Source organism: Rhodococcus erythropolis R138, assembly GCF_000696675.2.
In the GTDB taxonomy this organism is placed as follows: domain Bacteria; phylum Actinomycetota; class Actinomycetes; order Mycobacteriales; family Mycobacteriaceae; genus Rhodococcus_F; species Rhodococcus_F erythropolis.
Genome location: NZ_CP007255.1, coordinates 714,029 through 733,850, shown reverse-complemented (window position 1 = coordinate 733,850; position 19,822 = coordinate 714,029). Strand labels below are relative to the sequence as shown.

General features: G+C 63.1%; 19 protein-coding genes. 6 read left to right on the top strand and 13 right to left on the bottom strand.

Features of this window, described 5'->3' with window-relative positions; translation table 11 throughout:
• Positions 1-10: 10 nt before the first annotated feature.
• Genes lpdA through pdhA form a run of 4 tightly spaced genes read right to left on the bottom strand, consistent with a single transcriptional unit; the run spans position 11 to position 4,774 of the window.
• Complete coding sequence (lpdA, locus tag H351_RS03290) at positions 11-1,420, bottom strand: dihydrolipoyl dehydrogenase (RefSeq protein ID WP_144440097.1); 1,410 nt, start codon at positions 1,418-1,420, stop codon at positions 11-13.
• Positions 1,420-2,643 (bottom strand): dihydrolipoamide acetyltransferase family protein, encoded by a 1,224-nt coding sequence (locus H351_RS03285; RefSeq protein ID WP_029256791.1) that lies wholly within the window; start codon positions 2,641-2,643, stop codon positions 1,420-1,422. The genes lpdA and H351_RS03285 overlap by 1 nt, the downstream gene beginning before the upstream one ends.
• A complete protein-coding gene (locus H351_RS03280) occupies positions 2,640-3,644 on the bottom strand; it encodes an alpha-ketoacid dehydrogenase subunit beta (protein ID WP_019746166.1) in 1,005 nt (334 codons plus the stop codon). Before H351_RS03280 ends, H351_RS03285 begins: the two co-directional genes overlap by 4 nt.
• Before the next feature lie 2 nt (positions 3,645-3,646).
• Positions 3,647-4,774 (bottom strand): pyruvate dehydrogenase (acetyl-transferring) E1 component subunit alpha, encoded by a 1,128-nt coding sequence (pdhA, locus tag H351_RS03275; RefSeq protein WP_029256792.1) that lies wholly within the window; start codon positions 4,772-4,774, stop codon positions 3,647-3,649.
• Positions 4,775-4,928: 154 nt separating this feature from the next.
• Here pdhA and H351_RS03270 point away from each other — a divergent pair, with 154 nt between their 5' ends.
• The 3 genes from H351_RS03270 to H351_RS03260 are packed head-to-tail and all read left to right on the top strand — an operon-like array spanning position 4,929 to position 6,593.
• Positions 4,929-5,399 (top strand): Lrp/AsnC family transcriptional regulator, encoded by a 471-nt coding sequence (locus H351_RS03270; RefSeq protein WP_020971454.1) that lies wholly within the window; start codon positions 4,929-4,931, stop codon positions 5,397-5,399.
• 46 nt (positions 5,400-5,445) lie between these two features.
• Entirely contained in the window at positions 5,446-6,270 is an 825-nt protein-coding gene (locus H351_RS03265) for an MbnB/TglH/ChrH family RiPP precursor modification enzyme (protein ID WP_029256793.1), read from the top strand.
• The gene (locus H351_RS03260; protein WP_029256794.1) at positions 6,267-6,593 is read left to right on the top strand and encodes an SCO6045 C-terminal-like domain-containing protein; all 327 of its coding nucleotides are present in this window, start codon (positions 6,267-6,269) and stop codon (positions 6,591-6,593) included. The genes H351_RS03265 and H351_RS03260 overlap by 4 nt, the downstream gene beginning before the upstream one ends.
• On the opposite strand, the gene H351_RS03255 is transcribed toward H351_RS03260, so the two are convergent.
• The 8 genes from H351_RS03255 to leuS form a co-directional block, all read right to left on the bottom strand.
• A complete protein-coding gene (locus H351_RS03255; RefSeq protein WP_020909834.1) occupies positions 6,582-7,376 on the bottom strand; it encodes a family 1 encapsulin nanocompartment shell protein in 795 nt (264 codons plus the stop codon). The two genes, H351_RS03260 and H351_RS03255, sit on opposite strands and share 12 nt — an antisense overlap.
• Positions 7,373-8,431, bottom strand: a complete 1,059-nt coding sequence (locus H351_RS03250; RefSeq protein WP_044480584.1) for a Dyp-type peroxidase — start codon at positions 8,429-8,431, stop codon at positions 7,373-7,375. The genes H351_RS03255 and H351_RS03250 overlap by 4 nt, the downstream gene beginning before the upstream one ends.
• A 68-nt stretch (positions 8,432-8,499) precedes the next feature.
• On the bottom strand, positions 8,500-9,456 hold the full coding sequence (locus H351_RS03245; RefSeq protein ID WP_029256795.1) for an SMP-30/gluconolactonase/LRE family protein: 957 nt from the start codon (positions 9,454-9,456) through the stop codon (positions 8,500-8,502).
• Positions 9,457-9,489: 33 nt separating this feature from the next.
• The gene (locus tag H351_RS03240) at positions 9,490-10,446 is read right to left on the bottom strand and encodes an alpha/beta fold hydrolase (RefSeq protein ID WP_029256796.1); all 957 of its coding nucleotides are present in this window, start codon (positions 10,444-10,446) and stop codon (positions 9,490-9,492) included.
• A 1-nt stretch (position 10,447) separates the two neighbouring features.
• A complete protein-coding gene (locus tag H351_RS03235; RefSeq protein ID WP_003942502.1) occupies positions 10,448-10,822 on the bottom strand; it encodes a nuclear transport factor 2 family protein in 375 nt (124 codons plus the stop codon).
• Positions 10,823-10,887: 65 nt separating this feature from the next.
• Entirely contained in the window at positions 10,888-11,568 is a 681-nt protein-coding gene (locus tag H351_RS03230) for a hypothetical protein (protein WP_029256797.1), read from the bottom strand.
• Between the two features lie 63 nt (positions 11,569-11,631).
• Positions 11,632-13,137 carry an MFS transporter gene (locus H351_RS03225; RefSeq protein ID WP_029256798.1) on the bottom strand — a complete coding sequence of 502 codons (1,506 nt, stop codon included), beginning with the start codon at positions 13,135-13,137 and terminating at the stop codon, positions 11,632-11,634.
• A gap of 279 nt (positions 13,138-13,416) precedes the next feature.
• Positions 13,417-16,263: a leucine--tRNA ligase gene (gene leuS / locus H351_RS03220; protein ID WP_029256799.1), complete on the bottom strand. Its 2,847-nt coding sequence runs from the start codon at positions 16,261-16,263 to the stop codon at positions 13,417-13,419.
• Positions 16,264-16,364: 101 nt separating this feature from the next.
• Here leuS and H351_RS03215 point away from each other — a divergent pair, with 101 nt between their 5' ends.
• Complete coding sequence (locus H351_RS03215) at positions 16,365-16,859, top strand: SdpI family protein (RefSeq protein ID WP_029256800.1); 495 nt, start codon at positions 16,365-16,367, stop codon at positions 16,857-16,859.
• Positions 16,860-16,864: 5 nt separating this feature from the next.
• Complete coding sequence (locus H351_RS03210; protein ID WP_029256801.1) at positions 16,865-17,824, top strand: DUF1648 domain-containing protein; 960 nt, start codon at positions 16,865-16,867, stop codon at positions 17,822-17,824.
• On the opposite strand, the gene H351_RS03205 is transcribed toward H351_RS03210, so the two are convergent.
• On the bottom strand, positions 17,793-18,488 hold the full coding sequence (locus H351_RS03205) for a FadR/GntR family transcriptional regulator (RefSeq protein ID WP_020909842.1): 696 nt from the start codon (positions 18,486-18,488) through the stop codon (positions 17,793-17,795). The genes H351_RS03210 and H351_RS03205 overlap by 32 nt on opposite strands.
• Before the next feature lie 162 nt (positions 18,489-18,650).
• Between H351_RS03205 and H351_RS03200 the strand changes: the two genes are divergently transcribed.
• Positions 18,651-19,820 (top strand): MFS transporter, encoded by a 1,170-nt coding sequence (locus H351_RS03200; RefSeq protein ID WP_029256802.1) that lies wholly within the window; start codon positions 18,651-18,653, stop codon positions 19,818-19,820.
• The last annotated feature ends 2 nt before the right edge of the window (positions 19,821-19,822 follow it).

Here is a 19,822-nt window from a genome sequence, read left to right as displayed (position 1 = left end):
TGGTCATGGTTCAGCTGTGCGCGTGCAGTGGTGTTCCCGCGAGTGCGAGCATGGCCTCGCCCAACGCCTCGTTCTGGCTGGGGTGTGCGTGGATGAAACGCCCCACCTCATCGGGAAGTGCTTCCCAGGCGACGGCCAACTGCGCCTCACCGATCAGTTCACCAACCCGGTCGCCTACCAGGTGGACGCCGACGACGGGACCTCTGGTTCCGCTGCGAATCACTTTGATTCCCCCGGTGGTTCGCAGGATCTGACTCTTGCCGTTACCCGACAGGTCGTAGACGACGGTGGAGACGTCACCGTACTGCGTGCGCGCCGCCTCTTCGCCGAGTCCGACTGACGCAACTTCGGGATGTGAGTACGTCACGCGAGGAATCAAGTGTTCGGCGACCGGTATCGGGTCCTTCCCGGCGATCTGTTCAGCCACAAAGATTCCTTGTTGGAAACCTCGGTGCGCCAACGCAAGACCGGGCACGATGTCGCCGACCGCGTACGCACCGTCCACGGACGTACGGAGGCGTTCGTCGGTGACGACAAATCCCTTGTCGAGGCTGATTCCGTTTTCTTCGAAACCGTTACCGTCCGTGCGGGGTCCGCGGCCGACGGCGACCAACAGTAGGTCGGTATCGACTATCGTTCCGTCACCTAGTTCGATGCGGACCGAATCGGCTGCTTCTTTCGCGGAAACGATCTTTGTGTCTGTCTTACAGACGATTCCGCGTTTCCGGTAAGCCCGCTCCAGCTGCTTCGACGACCACGGGTCCTCCGCGGCGATCAGTCGCGGGAGTGCCTCGACGATCGTCACTTCGGCACCGAACGAGCGCCAGAGGCTCGCGAACTCGACGCCGATGACACCGCCACCGAGCACTGTCGCGCTGGTGGGCACCCGGTCGAGTTCGAGCGCCTGGTCACTGGTGAGGATCCGGCGGCCGAGTTCGATGCCGGGCAGTTCCCGCGGATACGATCCGGTGGCCAGAACGAGTGATGTTCCGGTATAGCGGGTTCCGTCGACGTCGATGCTTCGCCCACCGACGTACGTTCCGTATCCGTTGACGATAGTGATCTTGTGTTGCGCCAACAAACCTTGCAGCCCGCTGTACAGCCGCTCGACTGTCCCGTTTTTGTAGTCGTGCACCTGCGCGACGTCGATGCCGTCAAAAGATGCTCGGACGCCGAATTGCTCACTGGTGCGTGCCGAATCGGCGACCTCGGCGGAATGCAGCAGCGCCTTGGTCGGGATGCATCCGCGGTGCAGGCACGTTCCGCCGACCTTGTCCGCCTCGATCAGCGTGACCGACAATCCGAGTTGGGCGGCGCGGATGGCGCAGGCATAGCCGCCCGATCCTCCACCGAGGACAAGGACTTCGCTGTGGGGTTCTGCAGTTGTCATCGGAGCCTTGATCATCGGAGCCTTGGTCATCAGAGCCTTCCCAGGACGCGGATCGGGTTCTCGACGTAGTCACCGAACAGCCTCAGGAATCCACCGGCTTCGCCTCCGTCACAGACGCGGTGGTCGAAGCTCAACGAGATCTGAGTGACCTTACGGACGGTCAACTCGCCGTTCACCACCCACGGCTTGTCGATGATGCGTCCGATGCCGAGTATCGCCGCCTCGGGGTGGTTGATGATCGGAGTCGATCCGTCGACCCCGAATACCCCGTAGTTGTTGAGCGTGAACGTGCCGCCGGTCAGGCGGGCGGGTTCGAGTTTGCCGTCGCGCGCAAGGTCGGTGGTCACCCGAAGTGCTTGTGCGAGTTCGACAGTGCTCAGGGTATCGGCATTGCGAATGACCGGCACCATCAATCCCTTCGGTGTCTGTGCGGCGATTCCCAGGTGGATGCGGGCGTGTCGAACGATCTCGCCTCGCGCAGTATCGACCGACGAGTTCAGTTCGGGGTACTGCGCCAACGCCGCGGTGGTCAGTCGAGCCAGCAGCGCCATCAGGCTGATCTTGTCGGAATCGGGCAGTGACTTGTTGATCTCGGCTCGCGCCGCCAACAGTTCGGTGGCGTCGACGTCGACCCAGGTTGTCGCGTCAGGGATCTCACGGCGGCTGGTGGACAGCTTGTCGGCCACCACCTTGCGAAGCCCCTTGATCGGGATGCGTTGGTCGCTCACGTACGACGTTTCCGTCTCCGGGCCGGTGTTCGACCCGGCCTCGACGTCAGCGCGCGTTATCACCCCGCCGGCACCGGATCCGGAGAGCGAGGAGAGGTCGATATCGTTGTCGACAGCCAGCTTACGAACGATTGGTGAGATCACGCGTACCGACGAAGGAGTCCGACGTCGGCGTCTCGGTGCATCCTCGCTGGTGCCGTAGCCGATCAGGACGTTGCCCGAACCCGCGCGTTCCTCTTCACGGTAACGCTCGTGGTTGGCCGAAACGACCGCGTCGACACTGCCGCCACCACTCACAGTGATCAACGGCGTGCCAACCTTCAAGGTGTCGCCGTCCTTGCCATGTAATTCGACGACGGTCCCGGCGAACGGGATAGGCACGTCCACAGCAGCTTTCGCAGTCTCGACCTCGACGACGATCTGATCGATGGTGACCACGTCGCCGACCTTGACGTGCCACTCCGCAATATCGGCCTCGGCCAGACCTTCACCCAGGTCGGGGAGCATGAATACCTGATTGCTCATGCCGTCACCGCCCAACGGGTGTCCGGGGCGTCGTTCCACTGCAGACGGTCGACGGCGTCCAGGACCCGGTCGACGCTGGGCAGGTGGTGACGCTCGAGCTTCGGCGCGGGGTAGGGGATGTCGAATCCGCTGACCCTGAGCACCGGAGCGTGGAGATGGTGGAAGCATCGCTCCTGCACGCGAGCAGCAATTTCCGCACCAACACCGGCAAAGCCCTGCGCTTCCTGGATGACGATGCAGCGTCCGGTCTTTCGCACCGACGCGGTGACCGTCTCGTCGTCGAACGGCACTATCGAGCGGATGTCGATCACCTCGATGTCGCGGCCCTCGGCCGCAGCGGCCTCGGCGGACTTCAGTGCAACCTCCACGGACGGGCCGTAGGCAATGAGCGTCGCGTCACGACCGGGGCGCCGGACGACGGCGCGCCCGATCGGCTCCCGTGCGGTCAGTTCGACATCGGCTCGCGAGAAGTACAGCTTCTTGGGTTCGAGGAAGATCACCGGGTCGGGGTCCTCGATCGCCGAACGTAGCAGTGAGTACGCATCTTCCACCGTGGACGGCGCCACGACCTTCAGGCCGGGTGTGTGTGCGTAGTATCCCTCGCTGGAATCACAGTGATGCTCCACCCCGCCGATACCGCCGGCAAAAGGAACACGGATGACTATCGGAATCGACAGTGCACCCTTGGTGCGGTTGCGGATCTTTGCGACGTGCGAGGCGATCTGCTCGAATGCCGGATAGGCAAACGCGTCGAACTGCATTTCCACGACCGGACGAAAACCGGCCATGGCCATGCCGATTGCGAATCCGATGATGCCGGACTCGGCGAGGGGAGTGTCGAAGCATCGGTCGTCGCCGAAGTCGCGGGTGAGGCCGTCGGTGACGCGGAAAACGCCGCCCAGGGTGCCGACGTCCTCACCGAAGACGACAACGTTGTCGTCCGCAGCCAGAGAGTCACGTAGCGCGGTGTTGAGGGCCTGAGCCATCGTGAGCATGGGCATGGTCAGTGTCCCCCTGTGTCAGCGGCTTCGGCAGCAAGTTCGGTTTCGAGTTGGGCTTGTTGCTCACGCAATTGCGGTGTCTGCTCCGCGAAGACGTACCGGAACAGATCGAGCGGATCGTGCGGGCGGTCGACGTTCATGCCGGCGCGCAGTGTGGCGGCCTCGGCTTCTGCCTCTGCGGTCAGTGATTCCACGAACGCGTCGTCGATCAGATCGTGTGCGCGCAGATACTTTTCGAGACGCGGCAACGGATCTCGCCCGAGCCAGCTTTCCACCTCGGCGCTGTCGCGGTAGCGGGTGGCGTCGTCGGCGTTGGTGTGTGCGTCGATGCGATAGGTGTGTGCCTCGACGATCACCGGCCCGTTTCCGCTGCGGACGAAGCGCGCCGCCTCGGCCATGACGGCCATCATCGCAACAGGATCGTTGCCGTCGACCTGCTCGCTGCCGATCCCGTAGCCGACACCCTTGTGCGCTAACGTCGGTGCTGCGCTTTGACGTGACAACGGCACACTGATCGCAAATCCGTTGTTCTGCACCAGAAAGACGACCGGTGCCTTGAAGACGGCGGCGAAGTTCAGCGCTTCGTGGAAATCACCCTCACTGGTGGCCCCGTCGCCGCAGAGCGCCAGCGCGACGGTGTTCAGGCCCCGTCGGGACTCCCCGTAGGCCACCCCCGCTGCATGCAGCAATTGCGTTGCCAGCGGAGTGCACTGCGGCGCACTGCGCAGCGCTACCGGGTCGTACCCGCAGTGCCAGTCGCCGGCAAGCATGCTCAGAATCTGCACCGGATCGACACCCCTGGCAGCCAACGCCATCGAATCCCGATAGGTGGGGAAGAGCCAGTCACTCGGCTCCAGACTCATCGCTGCCGCGATCTGGCATGCCTCCTGCCCTCGCGAGGACGGATACACGGCCAGGCGCCCCTGTTTGGTCAGCGCCGTCGCCTGCTGGTCGAAGCGTCTGCCCAGGAACATCTTTCGATACATCTCGATCAGGCGATCGTCGCTCGGTTTTGCGTAGCGCGCCTCGCTGCGCGTCAGTTCTCCAGCAGGGTCGAGGTACTGCACCGCGGAATCGGCCGGCAGGAACTTTTGATACCGCAGTTCCCCCACGGGCTCGACAAGAGTCACTTCTACCTCCAGAAGACGTTGTGTCCATCAGTATTCGCACTTCGGCGACGTAATGACAGAAGGCGTCGAAGATTCAAGACAAACGGCCTATCATGAGGATTCGGGCAGCAATATGTCCATCAACCGACTCGACGACCGAAGCAGGAATGGACAGATGGCCACCGAACCGCACGCTCTCGATGCGATCGACCGCCGCATCATCGCCGAACTGGTCGCAGACAGTCGCATCTCCATGCGTGCACTGGCCGAGAAGGCGCACATATCTCGCGCTCACGCCTACGTCCGCATCGAAAGGCTCGAGGACGCCGGAATCATCACCGGATTCACGACGCGGATCGCCCATGAGAAGGCCGGACTCGGCTCCTCGGCGTACGTGGCGCTCTCGATCAGGCAGCACTCGTGGCGAGGTCTGGCTGCGTCCTTGAAGGCCCTGCCGTTTGTCGAGCACTTCTCCCTCCTCGGCGGCGACTTCGACGTTCTGGTGCTGGTTCGAGCCCCGGACAACCAGGAACTACGCCACACCGTTCTCGAAGAACTCCAGGGACTCGACGGGGTTCTCTCGACCAAAACGTGGCTGATCTTCGAAGAAGGCAACGGTCCGGGACCCAACTGGCTGCCCGGCTGATCCGTCTATAGTCGCCGTTAGCAGTTGCACACGGGAGGTGACTCGAATGACCCTGTACGGCCTGGGAATCGGTTTGCGTCCCGAGGTATCCGGAATCATCGCGCAGCTCGACGGCCTGGCGTTCTGCGAAGTCATTGCGGAATCCATCGGAACCGAGATACCGCCGCACCTCGGTTCGCTGGGAGTTCCGGTGATCCCGCACGGAATCTCGCTCTCCCTTGGCGGGGCCGAGGCGGTAGATCAGGCACGGATCGATCACCTTGCGCATGCAGCCCAGCTACTGGACGCCCCCTTGGCGAGTGAGCACATTGCATTCGTGCGGGCGGGCGGCATAGAGGCCGGGCACCTGCTCCCACTGCCACGCACCTACGAAGCGATCGATGTCTTGGTACGCAACATCACCCGCACTCAGGCCGGTCTACCGGTGCCGTTTGCCGTCGAAAACGTTGCCGCCCTTTTCGACTGGCCCGACGACGAGTTGACCGAAGGGGAGTTTCTCTCGGAGATCGTCGAACGCACCGGGGCTCTGCTGGTTCTCGACATCGCGAACGTCTATGCCAATGCCCTCAACCGAGGGCGTGATCCCTGGGCCGAGCTGATCCGGCTACCACTCGAGCGAATCGCATACTGCCACATCGCCGGTGGCAGCATCAGCGACGGCAAATACCACGACACGCACACCGATCCGGTACCCGAAGCCGTGCTGGAACTCCTTGCGCAGTTCACCGCCGCCGGTCACCATCCCGCCATCATGCTCGAGCGCGACGGAAACTATCCGCCGGCACTGGAATTGCTCGACGAGCTCGATGCCGTCGCCGACGCAGCGGGGCTCGATCGCATCACCGCGGGCACCGATTGGTCACGCACATGAGCACGCTCGGTGAGCGGCAAGCGGCGCTGATTCGCGCACTGGTGGCAGGCGGCGAACTACCCGAAGGCTTCGACAAAGACGATGCTGCCGTTGTCTCGACGGCACTGCTCCGAAAGCGCGCCGGAGAAGTGGCGCACCACCTTCCGGTCGTGCGCCATACTCTCGGCGATCGCTATCTTCGGTTGTTCACAGCGTGGGCCGACGGGCGGCCGAAGACGTCTTCGCACGCGGACGCCCAGGCTTTTGTCGCCCACCTCCAGGACATCGGCGAACTGCCTCGCTCGCCCTGGCATCAGAGGTTTCGAAGGCTCTTACGCAAGTGAGACAACGGCTTCGCTGGTGTACATGAGGAACGTCATCGATTCCTGGAAGTACAGCTCGACGGAGTTCGCATCGTGCGAGAGGTAACCGATGGACAGGTCCTGGCCCAGATGCAGTTCGTAGTCACCACCACGCGTCGACAGCAGGAAAGCGCCGTCGATGGCCGGGGCCCAGATGATCTCGCCGTCGAGAACGCGTCGCAGGTGCTCGCGGATGGGGTAGCCGTGATCGGAGGTCTCGTTGATCGCGGTGAACGCGTCGGCGTTCAGGAGCAATGAGTACGGTCCGTTGACGCCGGCCAGGCGCAGTGACGTGATCGCCTGGCTGATGGCCTCCGGGTAATCCTTGGCATCGATGGGCAGCTTCAATTCCGGGTTGGAACCGCTCGCCCGCACGCCGGTAATGCTGGCTGCGGGGTATCCCTCGAAGATGGCGCGGTCCTCGGCGAACGCGATCTGCTTGGCGGCATCCTTGACCGGCTGCCAGTCGGAGTCCTTGGCGCCGCGTTCGACGTCGTCGATGGCCTGACGGCTGACGGTGAACGGGACCCGCAGTTCGATGACCGGCTGCGACTGACGAGCGTGTGCGATGACGCCGTCGGCCAAGGGATTGATCGGCACCTGATGTCCGAGCGGGATGGCCGCAAGATCGTCACCTGACGGGCCCTCCACGTCCACCACACGACGACCGGCGACGTGGCGCTTGAAGGTACGGCTCGCCTCTTCTTCGATCTCGGCCCAGGCTGCTGCCGAAATGGGTGCTAGGTCGCGGTGCAGGTTTGTCATTGCTGGGCACTCCTTTTGAGGCTGCCGATTCCGAGAGAACCGTCAGAGATGGGCGCTGTGAACGTCGCTTCGGGAACGAGCCTGGTCGGCGCGTCCGGGGGATCGTCGAGAAAGTCCGCCGTCGGAACGAAGAAATTGATTCCGGTGACGGCGGTGGAGAAATCGAGAATGCGGTCGTAATTGCCGACGGGATTCCCGATGAACATGTTGGTCAGCATCTGCTCGGTGACCGTCGGCGACGCCGAGTAACCGATGAAATAGGTACCCATCTCAGCGGAGCCGACGTGGCCGAACGGCATGTTGTCGCGCAGAATCTGGATCTGCTCACCGGATTCGTCTTCGATGACGGTGAGCGCGGTGTGCGAGTTGGCCGGTTTCGTGTCGTCGTCCATCTCGAGGTCTTCGAGCTTGGAGCGTCCGATGACGTTCTCCTGCTCCTCGACGGGCAGGGAGTTCCACTCCGACATGTCGTGGAGGTACTTCTGGACGATGACGTAACTGCTGCCCGCGAAGTCCGGATCCTCGTCACCGACGGTGACCGCGACGTAGGCGGCCTGCCCGGACGGGTTCTCGGTGCCGTCGACAAAACCCATGAGGTCGCGTTGTTCGAAGTACTTGAACCCGTGGACCTCGTCGATCACCGACGCGGCGCCGGCCAACCTGTTGGTCACGACCGTGGCGAACTCGAAGCACAGGTCCATTTGACGGGCCCGGATGTGGAACAACAGATCGCCCGGTGTGCGGGGAGCGTGGTGTTTGTCACCGGTCAACTCGACAAAAGGATGCAATTCTGCCGGCCGTGGACCCTCGAACAGACGGTCCCACGCATCCGAACCGATGCCGACGACGGCGGCCAAGCCACCGGCGGGAACCCGGAATCCGATCGAGCGTTGCAGTCCGGAAATATCGGCCAGAACGTCGTGAACTGCCTGCTCACCACCCTCGTCGATGGTGAAAACCAGGAAGATCGCAGCTTCGGTGAGCGGGGTCAGCAACGGCTGCGGTATCGCGGGAAGGGCCACTTCGGCCTCGTCGATCTCACTCGTTTCCGCCATGCAGACCAGTATGGACGATTCCGGCAGTCCCGGCATCAGTAGTGGGTAAGACGAGTGAAGGTGTCGCGTTACGGTGTCGCGGCCTGGGCGCCCGCATCGAAGCCAGCCGGAATCTCGAAGATCTTTCCGTCGAACCCAGCGCGGTAGAGATGCCCGCTCGCGAAACCGGAATTGCCACGCCCGTAGGTCAACACACTCGACGCCTGCAGTCCGCTGGTGAGCGAGCAGTACTGGCCGGGTCCGTCGATCCGCCACACCTCACCACTGATGTCCGTGGGAACGATTACGCGATCTCGCGAGTCCAGGGTCAAACCATCTGGGGCAGAAAAGGTTTCGAGACCGCCGAGATCGACCAACGATTCCGAATACCCTGGATTGTCGACGGAGATGCGGCTGACACCCGGGTTTGCGAACGTGCGCGAGACGTAGAGCCAGCGATTATCGGCGCTCAGGGCTGCGCCGTTTGCACTCGGGAAAGTCGCCCACGCCGGGTCGACGGCACCGCCTGGGCTGACCTTACCGATCAACGAACCGAAATCGTTGGTGGCATAGATCGTTCCGTCGTGCGCGACGGCGAGGCCGTTTGCAGCGCTCAGACCACCGGCGATCGGCGTCACGGCACCCGAGTTCACGTCCACCCGCGCGACCGACGCAGCACGCGTCAGATCACCGATCAGCACGCCGGCGTTTGCTCCGGTTCCCACCAGCAGTGAACCGTCCGGGCTCCACGCGAGTGCGCCCGCACCGCCGGGAACCGTCGCGATCGGAACTGCGGCCTGACCAGGCGCGTCGACGCGGAAGATTCGACCACTCACCAGGTCTGTCGTGTACAGGCGACCCTGCCCGTCCACGGTGACACCCTCGAGGGCCGCGCCCGGAATCTGGGCGCTGAGGATTGCGGGGGACGATCCAGGGCAGGGCGGCGCGGCCGCGGCACCGGACACACCCAGAGCCAGAAGCGAACCGGCAACAAGAGCACCGGTGATACCTACCCGAATACCGCGATCGAAGATCCTGGTGCGCATCTGCGCAACGCTAGACCTTCGGCCCGATTTCGCCTAGAGCGACCGAAGGAAAGAGATCAAAAGTTCATTGACCTCGGAAGCACGTTCCTGCTGTACGAAGTGCCCCGCGCCGCCGAGAAGGTGCACACCCCGCAGGTCGGGGACGGTGTCCTTCATGCGGTCCAATGCCTTGGGGCCGCTCATCGCGATGACCGGATCCTCGGCGCCCGCGACGAAGAGCGTCGGGACGTTCACGTGCGCGCCGTCCAAATCCGCACTGCGTTCCCAATTGGCGTCGTACGCACGGTACCAGTTCAAGCCGCCTGTGAAACCTGTTGCAGTAAAGGCCTTTACATAAACATCCAGATCGTCCTCGGTGAGCCACGACCACGGCAATGCAGGCGCCTCGGGCAGTACGTCGAGGTAGCCGTTTCCTTCGGACGGGTTCTTCCAGACGTCGAGGTACCGGTAAGCCCCGGAGAGGGCATGGAAGAGCCGCTGAAGAAACTCACGTGGACGGGCGTCGAGTTCGCGCTCCGCGGCACCCGGTTCCTGGAAATAGTGAATGTGCAGAAAATGCTTGCGCGCCATCGCGGCGTAGATGGTCGAGGGTTTTGCGGGGAACCTGTCGGGCGCATAGGGGACCGCCAACGAGACAAGCCCCGCAACACGATCGGGATGGCGCAGAGCGGTGGTCCACGCGACGGGCGCGCCGAAATCGTGGCCGACGACCACCGCTTTGTCGATTCCGAGAGCGTCGAGTAGGTCGATCAGCCGGTTCGCGACGGCATCGTTGGTGTAGTCCTCGACCGCTTCGGGGCGGGTAGTGCCGCCGTAACCGGGCATGTCGAGTGCGATCGCCCGAAAACCCGCTTCCGTCAACGCTGCCGACTGATGCCGATAGCTGTACCCGAGACCGGGAAAGCCGTGACACATAACCACAGCTGTCCCCGAACCGGAATCGTCAATCTGCCAACGGAATCCGTCGACGTCGATCGTCTTCACCGTCATATCAGGCGGTGATCATGTCTTCCTGGTTCCAGAATGCACGCATCGACAGGATCTTTCCGTCGTCGTCGAAGGTCATGACGTCGATGGGTGCGATGGTCAGGGTCTGCTCGCCGAGCTTGGTGATCAGCGAGAAGTGGAATGCCGCTTCGTTTCCGGCGATGCGGAGGGTCTGAAGGTGAGCTTCCTGGTCGAAATTCTCGATCACGGAGTAGAACTCGAGAATGGACTCGCGGGTGGTGCGCACGTCGGTACCAACCGGGTCTTCAACGGTTGCACCCTCGGCATACAGGGCCACAACCTGGGCGGCAGTGCCCGTGGCAACTGTCTCGATGTAGGCGTCGACGGTCTTGCGGATTACCTCTGCGGACGGTGCCATGGTCTACCCCTCGTAGTTAGAACAGGTTCTAATTCTGAGGATAACCTACGTCTCTGGTCCACGGGTCAGGTTTCGAGCACCTTGCGCAGGCGAGCCTTCTTCCGGTTCTCCCGGACGATCCAGACGACATCGGCGTCGTCCGACGCCTCCAGGGAGACGAATGCCGGCAGGGCATTCTCCGGATCCGCCGCGACCGCGACGCTCCAGCAGTATCTGAGCGCCTGCCGGAGAGTACGTGTGTCGGCCTCACGACGGGAATCAGCTGGTTGCGAGACGATCCACTCGGTAGCGTCTCGGCACACCCGGACGGCCAGCGCAGCGTTGGTCCTGTCCTTCAGCAACCGTGGCTCGCAGATCCCGGCAGCCGCTGCGCGCAGCGTCAAAGGATGGGTGGAGCGTGCCCACTGCTCGATGATCGCCCGGAACAATTCCGGATCCGTGTCGCCTATCGCTTGAACGGCCATCGCGGCAGCTTCACGTGCACGCCACGACGCACTGGTGGTTGCCTCCGTCAGACTGTCCAGAACAGCCTCGTCGCGCGAACGAACAAGAATGAATCCGAGCCCGACGATCCCACAGCAGCGGATGTATTCGTCTTCGGACTCCACCGCCCGCAGGATGTCCTCGTTATCGGCGCCGCGCGCGAACTCGAGCATGAGCGCGAGGTTCGCGCGCGGGCCGGGCAATCCTGAACGCTCCTGCAGATAACTCCACAGTTCATCGCCGTCCAGATCCGCGAATGTCATGGGCGTCCTTTCCTCAGTACACCCAATCCTGTCAGCCCGGATCTACACGCGCAGCATTTCCGATCAGTGAGCAGGGAGAAGGGACGTCTCCTGCGCCGCGCCGTCTTCTGCGCCGATCTGGACGATGTTTCGCGGCAGGAATACGGCTGCGATCGCACCGAGAACTGCTGCAGCAGCACCGATCAGGAACGCGATACGCATGCCCTCGTCGGTGTAGAACACAGCGCCCTCCATCGCCATCGCGATGTGCGAGTTCAAGACCGTGAAGGCGATGACGGGAAGCACTGCGGGGAAGATGCTCTGGAAGACCGCGACCATGCTCGCCGTGGTTGCCTGCAACTGCGGCGGCACTGCCTCGATGAGCAGGTTCGGAATGGAGGCGTAACCCATACCCATACCGACACCGAAGATTCCGGCAAAGATGATGAGCAGCGGCTTGTTGTCGTGAATGGTGGCCGTCAAGGTGAATCCGACTGCCATGAGTATCATTCCGATGATCATCAGCAGACGGGGTCGAATGTTGCGGCCGACCAGGAAGCCCACGATCAAGCCGCCGACCACCACCATGCCGCCAAGGGGCGCCTGGAAGATCGCGAATCCCTCTGCTGTCACGCCGAATCCGTATCCCAGGCCGAGAACTGCTGGCGTCATCACCATCATCGGCAGCAAAATCGTGAAGACTCCCGACGCGCCGTAGCAGAACCCGGCACCGACGGCGGTGAGCATCACCGAACGCTTGCCGAAGTAGCGCAGGTCGATCAAGGGCTCACGGATGGCTCGGGCAGAGGCAACCCACGCCGCCAGCAGTGCGACGCCACCGATCAGATAGGCCAGCGTCGAACCGTTCTTCCAGCCCCAGGTCGGTCCGAAGCTGACGCCGATCAGAATTCCGGCGATGCCCGATCCGAGTAGTACCGCACCGATCAGGTCCAGCGAAGAACGCAGTCGTACAGCTGATTCCGCCGTCGAAGCGAAGATCATGCCGCCGAGCAAAACCAAACCGATGACGAAGAACCAGAAGATGCTCCGGAACCCGTGGTTGTCGATCAACCAACCGGTGAGGAACGGCGCCGGAATAGCGATCAGGCCCATGCCGGAGGTTGCAATACTGACAGCCAGCGCAACGGTTTTCGGCGGAAAGACATCTCGAATGAGGGAGTAGCTCAGGAAGAGGCAGGGAACGAGCAGACCAGTCAGGGACCGGCCCAGAATCAAGACTGCATAGCTCGGCGCAATCGCCGAAATGAAGGATCCGACCGCTGCACCGGCGACCGCAAAGAGCAGGACTTTTCGCTTGCCGTACATGTCCGCGAGCTTGCCGAGCAGCGGAGACGCGACCGCCCCGAGCAGCAGGAACGACGTGAGCAGCCAAGCTCCCTGCGTCGTTTGATAATGCACCGAGATGGCGGGTAGCGCCGTGGAAATCATCATGTAGCTCACCGCGAGCATTTCGAGAAGAAGAACGATCGACGCCAGCGAGAACACCAGTCGCGGAGTCCACCGCTCCGGTATCGACGTCGATTCGGGCAGACTGGGAGACGAACCGTCGCTGTGGACATGAGACGCCATGGCTGAAGAATCCTTTCGGGACACCTGCGAATTCGATTGACCCCCTGCCGAATACCGTCGGCCGGGGCCTTGCGGGGAAGTGCAGTGGAACGACAGCTACCGTTCTCGGCAACGTGTTACCTGCATCACAGCCCTCGCGTCGAACGCGCGCTACAGAATGTTCCGCGGAGCGGGACAATCAGGACAACGACTGATTGGCACCCCGGATACAGCCCCAGATACGACTGTGCGCCGTTTCGGTAGCGGTAACTACCAAAACGGCGCACGTGCGCGAAGCGCCTACAGAACTATGTTCACCATCTTGCCCGGCACAACGATCACCTTGCGCGGTGCGTTGCCCTCGAGCAGAGCGACGATCTTCTCGTCGGCCAGGGCGATCTCCTCCACAGCCTTGCGATCGGCATCCGCCGGCACGCTGATGCGGCTACGAACCTTGCCGTTGACCTGGATCGGGTACTCGACGGTGTCCTCGACAAGCCACTTCTCCTCGACAGCGGGGAAGGGGCCGTGTGCAAGAGATTCCGCGTGTCCAAGACGCGACCACAGCTCTTCCGCGAGGTGCGGCGCCAGGGGAGCGAGCATCAACACCAACGGCTCGACGGCAGCACGAGGCGCGCCACCCGGGAACGCCTTGGTGAGGTGGTTGTTGTACTCGATCAGCTTCGCAGCGGCCGTGTTGTCGCGCAGCGCGGTGTAATCCTCGATGACACCGGAAATCGCCTTGTTGAGCGCACGCAGCGTCTCCTCACCGGGCGCTTCGTCGGTGACACGGGGCTTGCCGGTCTCCTCGTCGATGACGACGCGCCACACTCGCTGCAGGAATCGAGCAGCACCGACGACGTCCTTGGTCGCCCACGGACGCGAGGTGTCCAGCGGGCCCATCGACATCTCGTACACACGCAAGGTGTCTGCACCGAACTCGGCGCAGATCTCGTCCGGCGCAACGGCATTCTTGAGGCTCTTGCCCATCTTGCCGTACTCGCGGTTGACCTCGGCGCCCTCGAAGAAGAACTTGCCGTCACGCTCGACGACCTCTTCTGCCGGCACGTAGACGCCGCGGGCATCGGTGTACGCGAATGCCTGGATGTAGCCCTGGTTGTAGAGGCGACGGTACGGCTCGCTCGAGGACACGTAGCCCAGGTCGAACAGAACCTTGTGCCAGAAGCGCGAGTACAGCAGGTGCAGCACCGCATGCTCGACGCCGCCGACGTACAGGTCGACTCCACCGGGATCGTTGGGGCCGTGCAGTTCCGGACGCGGACCCGTCCAGTACGCCTCGTTCTGCGGGTCGCAGAAGGCGTCCTGGTTGGTGGGGTCGATGTAGCGCAGCTGGTACCACGAGCTACCAGCCCACTGCGGCATGACGTTGGTGTCGCGGTGGTAGGTCTGCAGACCGTCGCCGAGATCGAGCTCGACGTTGACCCAGTCGGTCGCCTTGTTCAGCGGGGGAGAGGGCTCGGAGTTGGCGTCATCCGGATCGAAGGACACGGGTGCGTAGTCCTCGACCTCCGGAAGCACAACGGGCAGAGCCGAATCCGGCAGGGCGTGTGCGTTGCCGTCCGCGTCGTAGACGATCGGGAAAGGCTCGCCCCAGTAACGCTGACGCGCGAAGAGCCAGTCGCGCAGCTTGTACTGGATAGTGCCCTTGCCCTGGCCGCTCTCCTCGAGGCGGCTGATGACGGTCGCCTTGGCCTCGGCTACGTCCAAACCGTCGAGGTAGTCGGAGTTCACCAGCGGGCCGTCACCGGAGTACGCAGCCTCCGAAACATCGCCACCGGCAATAACTTCGAGAATTTCCAGTCCGAACGCGTTCGCGAACTCCCAGTCACGGTGATCGTGTCCTGGAACTGCCATGATCGCGCCGGTGCCGTAGCCCGTCAGAACGTAATCGGCGATGAAGATCGGGACCTTGTGGCCGTTGACCGGATTGACGGCGTAGGAACCGAGGAAGACGCCCGTCTTCTCCTTGTTTTCCTGACGCTCCAAGTCGGTCTTGGCGGCAATCGACTTGCGGTATGCAGCAACAGCTTCCGCCGGAGTCGTGGCACCGCCAGTCCAGCGTGCGTCGACACCTTCGGGCCACTCGTCCGCGACGAGCTTGTCCACCAAGTCGTGCTCAGGAGCCAGCGTCACATAGGTGGCGCCGAACAGCGTGTCAGGGCGCGTCGTGAACACATCGACGCCGTACTCGCCTGCGGCAAAGGTAACTTCGGCGCCGTAGGAGCGTCCGATCCAGTTGCGCTGCATGGCCTTGACCTTGTCCGGCCAATCCAGGTACTCGAGATCGTCGACCAGGCGATCGGAGTACGCGGTGATGCGCATCATCCACTGCTGGAGGTGCTTTCGGAACACGGGGAAGTTTCCGCGGTCACTACGACCGTCGGCGGTGACTTCCTCGTTGGCCAGCACGGTGCCCAAACCGGGGCACCAGTTGACCATCGAATCCGACTGGTAGACAAGGCGGTACGAGTCGACGACCTTTGCCTTCTCGGCGACTGTCAGCGACGCCCACTCGCGTCCGTCTTCCAGAGCACGCTCACCGGAATCGAACTCGGCTTCCAGCTCGGAGATACGACGGGCCTTGCCTGCAGCCTTGTCGTACCAGGCGCCGTGGATCTGCAGGAAGATCCACTGCGTCCAGTGGTAGAAGTCGACGTCCGTCGTCGCGAGGCTACGACGCTCGTCGTGCCCCAGACCCAGGCGTCGCAGCTGGCGCTTCATGTTGGCGATGTTGGACTCGGTGGTCGTCCGCGGGTGGGTACCCGTCTGTACGGCGTACTGCTCGGCCGGGAGACCGAAGGCGTCGTAACCGAGGGTGTGCAGGACATTGCGCCCCTGCATGCGATGGAAGCGCGCGAAGACGTCCGTAGCGATGTATCCGAGCGGGTGACCGACGTGCAGGCCCGAACCCGAGGGGTACGGGAACATGTCCTGAACAAAGAGCTTGTCGGCGGGAACACCGTCGGGCGAGGAGAGCGGACCGACCGGATTAGGCGCGTTGAACGTGCCGTCCTCACTCCAGCGGTCCTGCCAGTGCTGCTCGATCTGGCCGGCGAGCTCCGCGGTGTAGCGGTGCTGCGGAGTTGCGTCGGCTGGTGAATCGGGGGACTGCGGAGACTCGGTCACTGTGGTCGCTATCTACTTGGCTGACGGAAATACCGATAACCAGGGTAGAGCCTGTGCGACCCGGGCATACCATCAACTCCACTCGCGCCTATCCTGTATGGGTGATCGTTGTCGCTGTGGTGCTATTCGTGCTCGCTGTCGCCGTCGGTGGAGTTGGTGTCGCCGGTCTGATCGGCAAACTCCCGCGCAACCGCTGGGCCGGTGTCCGCACCGAGGATTCCCTGCGGAGCGAGGAGTCGTTCGCCCTCGCCAACAAGGTGGCCGGTCCGACCATGCTCGCGGCCGCTGGAATGTTGGTCATCGGCGGAGTCGCAGCACTGACCATCGGCGGAGTCTTCGGCGTCGCGGTCGCGATCATCGCCGTCGTCGTCGCCGTCCTCACTGCCGGTTTCGGTGGAGGCATCGGCACCCGCGCGGCCGCCGCGCTCCCACAGCAGAGCGGATGCGGTAACGACTGCAACTGCGGCGGCCACTCCGAGCCTGCCGCAGACGAGCCGGCGGCGGAGACCCCCGAGGCCAAGGCGAACGCTGCCGCTTGCGGTACCGCTTCCTGCGGTGCCTGCGCGCTCAAGGATGCTTGCCAGCCGGCTCATTGATTCACGTGAAACATCGCGTGGTCGACCCGGCCGGGGTCGTATTCGGACTAGTGGTTCCGCTGTTGTGTGCGGTCTTCGGCTTCGTCCTGACAAAAATTTGGGAGCCTCGCCTCCCGGAACAGATCGCGACTCACTGGACCGCCACCTCGCCGGACGGCTTCTCCACCCCGTCGGCCAACGCATGGACCATTGCACTTTTGACACTGCTCTTCGGTGGCGGTCTCAGCGCGATTGCTGCTCTTGCTCCCGCGATGTTGATGATGCGTCGCTTCATGTTGGTTGTCGGGCTGAGCGTGGTCGGGCTCATCACGACAGTGAACTTCGCTTTGCTCTACACCCAACTCGATGTCGCCGATCCGTCCACGACGTCACTCCCGCTGTGGTCTATCGGTGTCGGCTTTGCAGTCGGCGGGGTGCTGGGGTGGATCGGCGCCTCGTTCCTGCGTGACTACCGCGTCCGCACTCTTGCCACGATCGAACCCTCGGCCGGGTTGCCGCGAAGCAGCTGCCCTCTACCTATCTCCGACGACGTCGGATTCAGCACCAAAGGCTCGGTGATCCTCACTGCGATCACTCTGGCGCCCGGAGTCATCATGGCGTTGGCGATGCGGTCACTCTGGCCGCTGTTCATCTTCGGTGCACTCGGACTGCTCGTCGTCAGCCTGGTTCGCTTCCGGGTGATCGTCGACGAACCGGAAATCCGGGTGATCAACATGGGGATGGCTGCGATGACCTACGGCATCGACGAAGTTGTCGGAGCCGACGTCGCGGAGATCAAACCGTTCGCGGACTTCGGCGGCTGGGGACTCAAGACCAAGGGTCGTCGTAACTACGGCGTCGTCACCCGCACCGGGCCAGCGGTGGTCATCACGTTCGCCGGTGGCGACCGCCTCACGATCACGACACCGAAGGCCGAAGACATCGCCGGGTCCCTCAACCGATTGGCCGACGCCCGGACTCGGTAACCGCCGAACCTGAACCGATCGCTTCCTGAGTCTTCTCGAGATACCCGCATGCCGCCGCCCTGGCTTTGGTGACATCGCGTTCGGCAATGGCTTCGGCAACTCCCTGATGATGCGAAGACGTCAGCGACGGCGGATGAACGCCTTCGGTCACCTCGTAGGTGGCGCGGACCGTTTCGAGGATTCCGGCAAACAGATCGGTCAGAACCGGATTGTGAGCGGCATCGACGACGGCAATGTGAAACGCCAGATCGACGTCGACGAAGTTCTCGGCCGGCACGTCACGCTTGGCGGCCAGCTCACGAAGTATCCGAACGTCGTCGTCGCTACGACGCTCACACGCCAACCGGACCGCTTCCATCTCGAGCGCACGACGCACTTCGAAGACGTATTTCATCTCGTCCACGGACGCGTGTTTGCCGAGCAGTCCGCCGATGTCGGTCCGAGCGCGCACGAAGGTCCCTGATCCGCGACGGATCTCCAGGACTCCCGTCGACGTCAGTGTCTTGATCGCTTCGCGCACGGTGTTCCGGCCGACGCCGAGAACACTCATCAGTTCCGGCTCGGTGGGAACACGGTTCCCGACGGTCCAGGCGCCGTCGGAGATCTGCGCGCGCATCCAATCGAGGGATTGCTCGTACGCGGACTCCTTGCGAACAACGGTCATCTACTCATCCTCACAGCATTCGCGACGATCATTCCACTCACCTACGATACGTAGGACGACCCATGTATTTTCGAACTCTGTCATCAGGAGGGGCTTCCCACGTCCGCCACAGCTGTCGCCACCGAAGAACGCACACGCCGCACCAATCGACACTTCTACGGCGTGGGCTACGTCCTCACCGTGATCCTCTTGGGCGCGAACATGCCCACCTCCGTCTACGGGCTGTACCGGACCGAGTTCGGATTCACGCCAACCATCCAGACGCTCATCTACGGCGTCTACGTCGCCGGCCTCGTTCCGGCGTTGCTGTTCTTCGGACCGCTGTCCGACGCCCTCGGCCGACGCACCGTGCTTCTGACTGCACTCGCGCTGAGCGTCGTCGGCACACTCGTTCTGGCATTCGCCGACGCGACGGTGTGGTTGTTCGTCGGACGCGTTGCTCAGGGAATCGCGGTGGGCGCGGCCAGTGCGGCGGGCAGCGCCGCGTTGGTGGAGCAGGAACCGAAGTTCGATCATCGACGGGCAGCGCTCGTATCGACGGTGACGGGCGCGTTGGGCGGTGCACTCGGACCACTCGTGTCCGGTGCGATCGCCCAGTACCTTCCGCAACCGCTGCGGTTGCCGTATCTGATCTTCCTCGTCGCGTTCATCCCGGCACTGATCGTGTTGCTACTACTGCCGCGGATCGGGGACATCACACGCCCGAAGCGGTTCTTCCAGATGCCACATGTTCCCGCCACCATTCGAGAGACGTTCTGGCTCAGCTCGCTCGCCGTCGCGCTGTCGTGGGGCGCAGTCGGACTCTTCCAGTCGGTGGTCCCGTCGTGGATGACCAGCCTGCTGAACATCGACAACCTCCTACTCGGCGGCGGAGCAGCTGCACTGGTCATGATCTGCTCGGTGATCGCGCAGCTCGGCGGGAGTCGTATGGACCCGCGGACGTCCGTCACCGCCGGCCTGGGAATCCTCGCTCTAGGAATGATCGGCCTACTCGTGGTCGACCTCGTCCCCAGCCTTGCGCTGCTGGGCGTCATCACCGTGGTGGTCGGCGCCGGGCACGGTCTGGCGTTTGCCGGCGGCATGAAACGCGTCAACGCCGCCGCCCGAATCCACGCCCGCGAGAGCCACGGCGGAGTCCTGGCGGCATTCTTCACCGTCAGCTACGCGGGACTGGCGATCCCGTCGATCATCGCGGGTATCGCCATCACCATCCAGGGAATGCAGACGGCCATCATCGAACTGTCGATCGTCGGGACGCTGCTGTGCCTGGCCGTGATGGGCTTCAACCTTCGTGGGGCTCGAGAGCCCGTCGACGCACGCCGTTATCCTTAGCC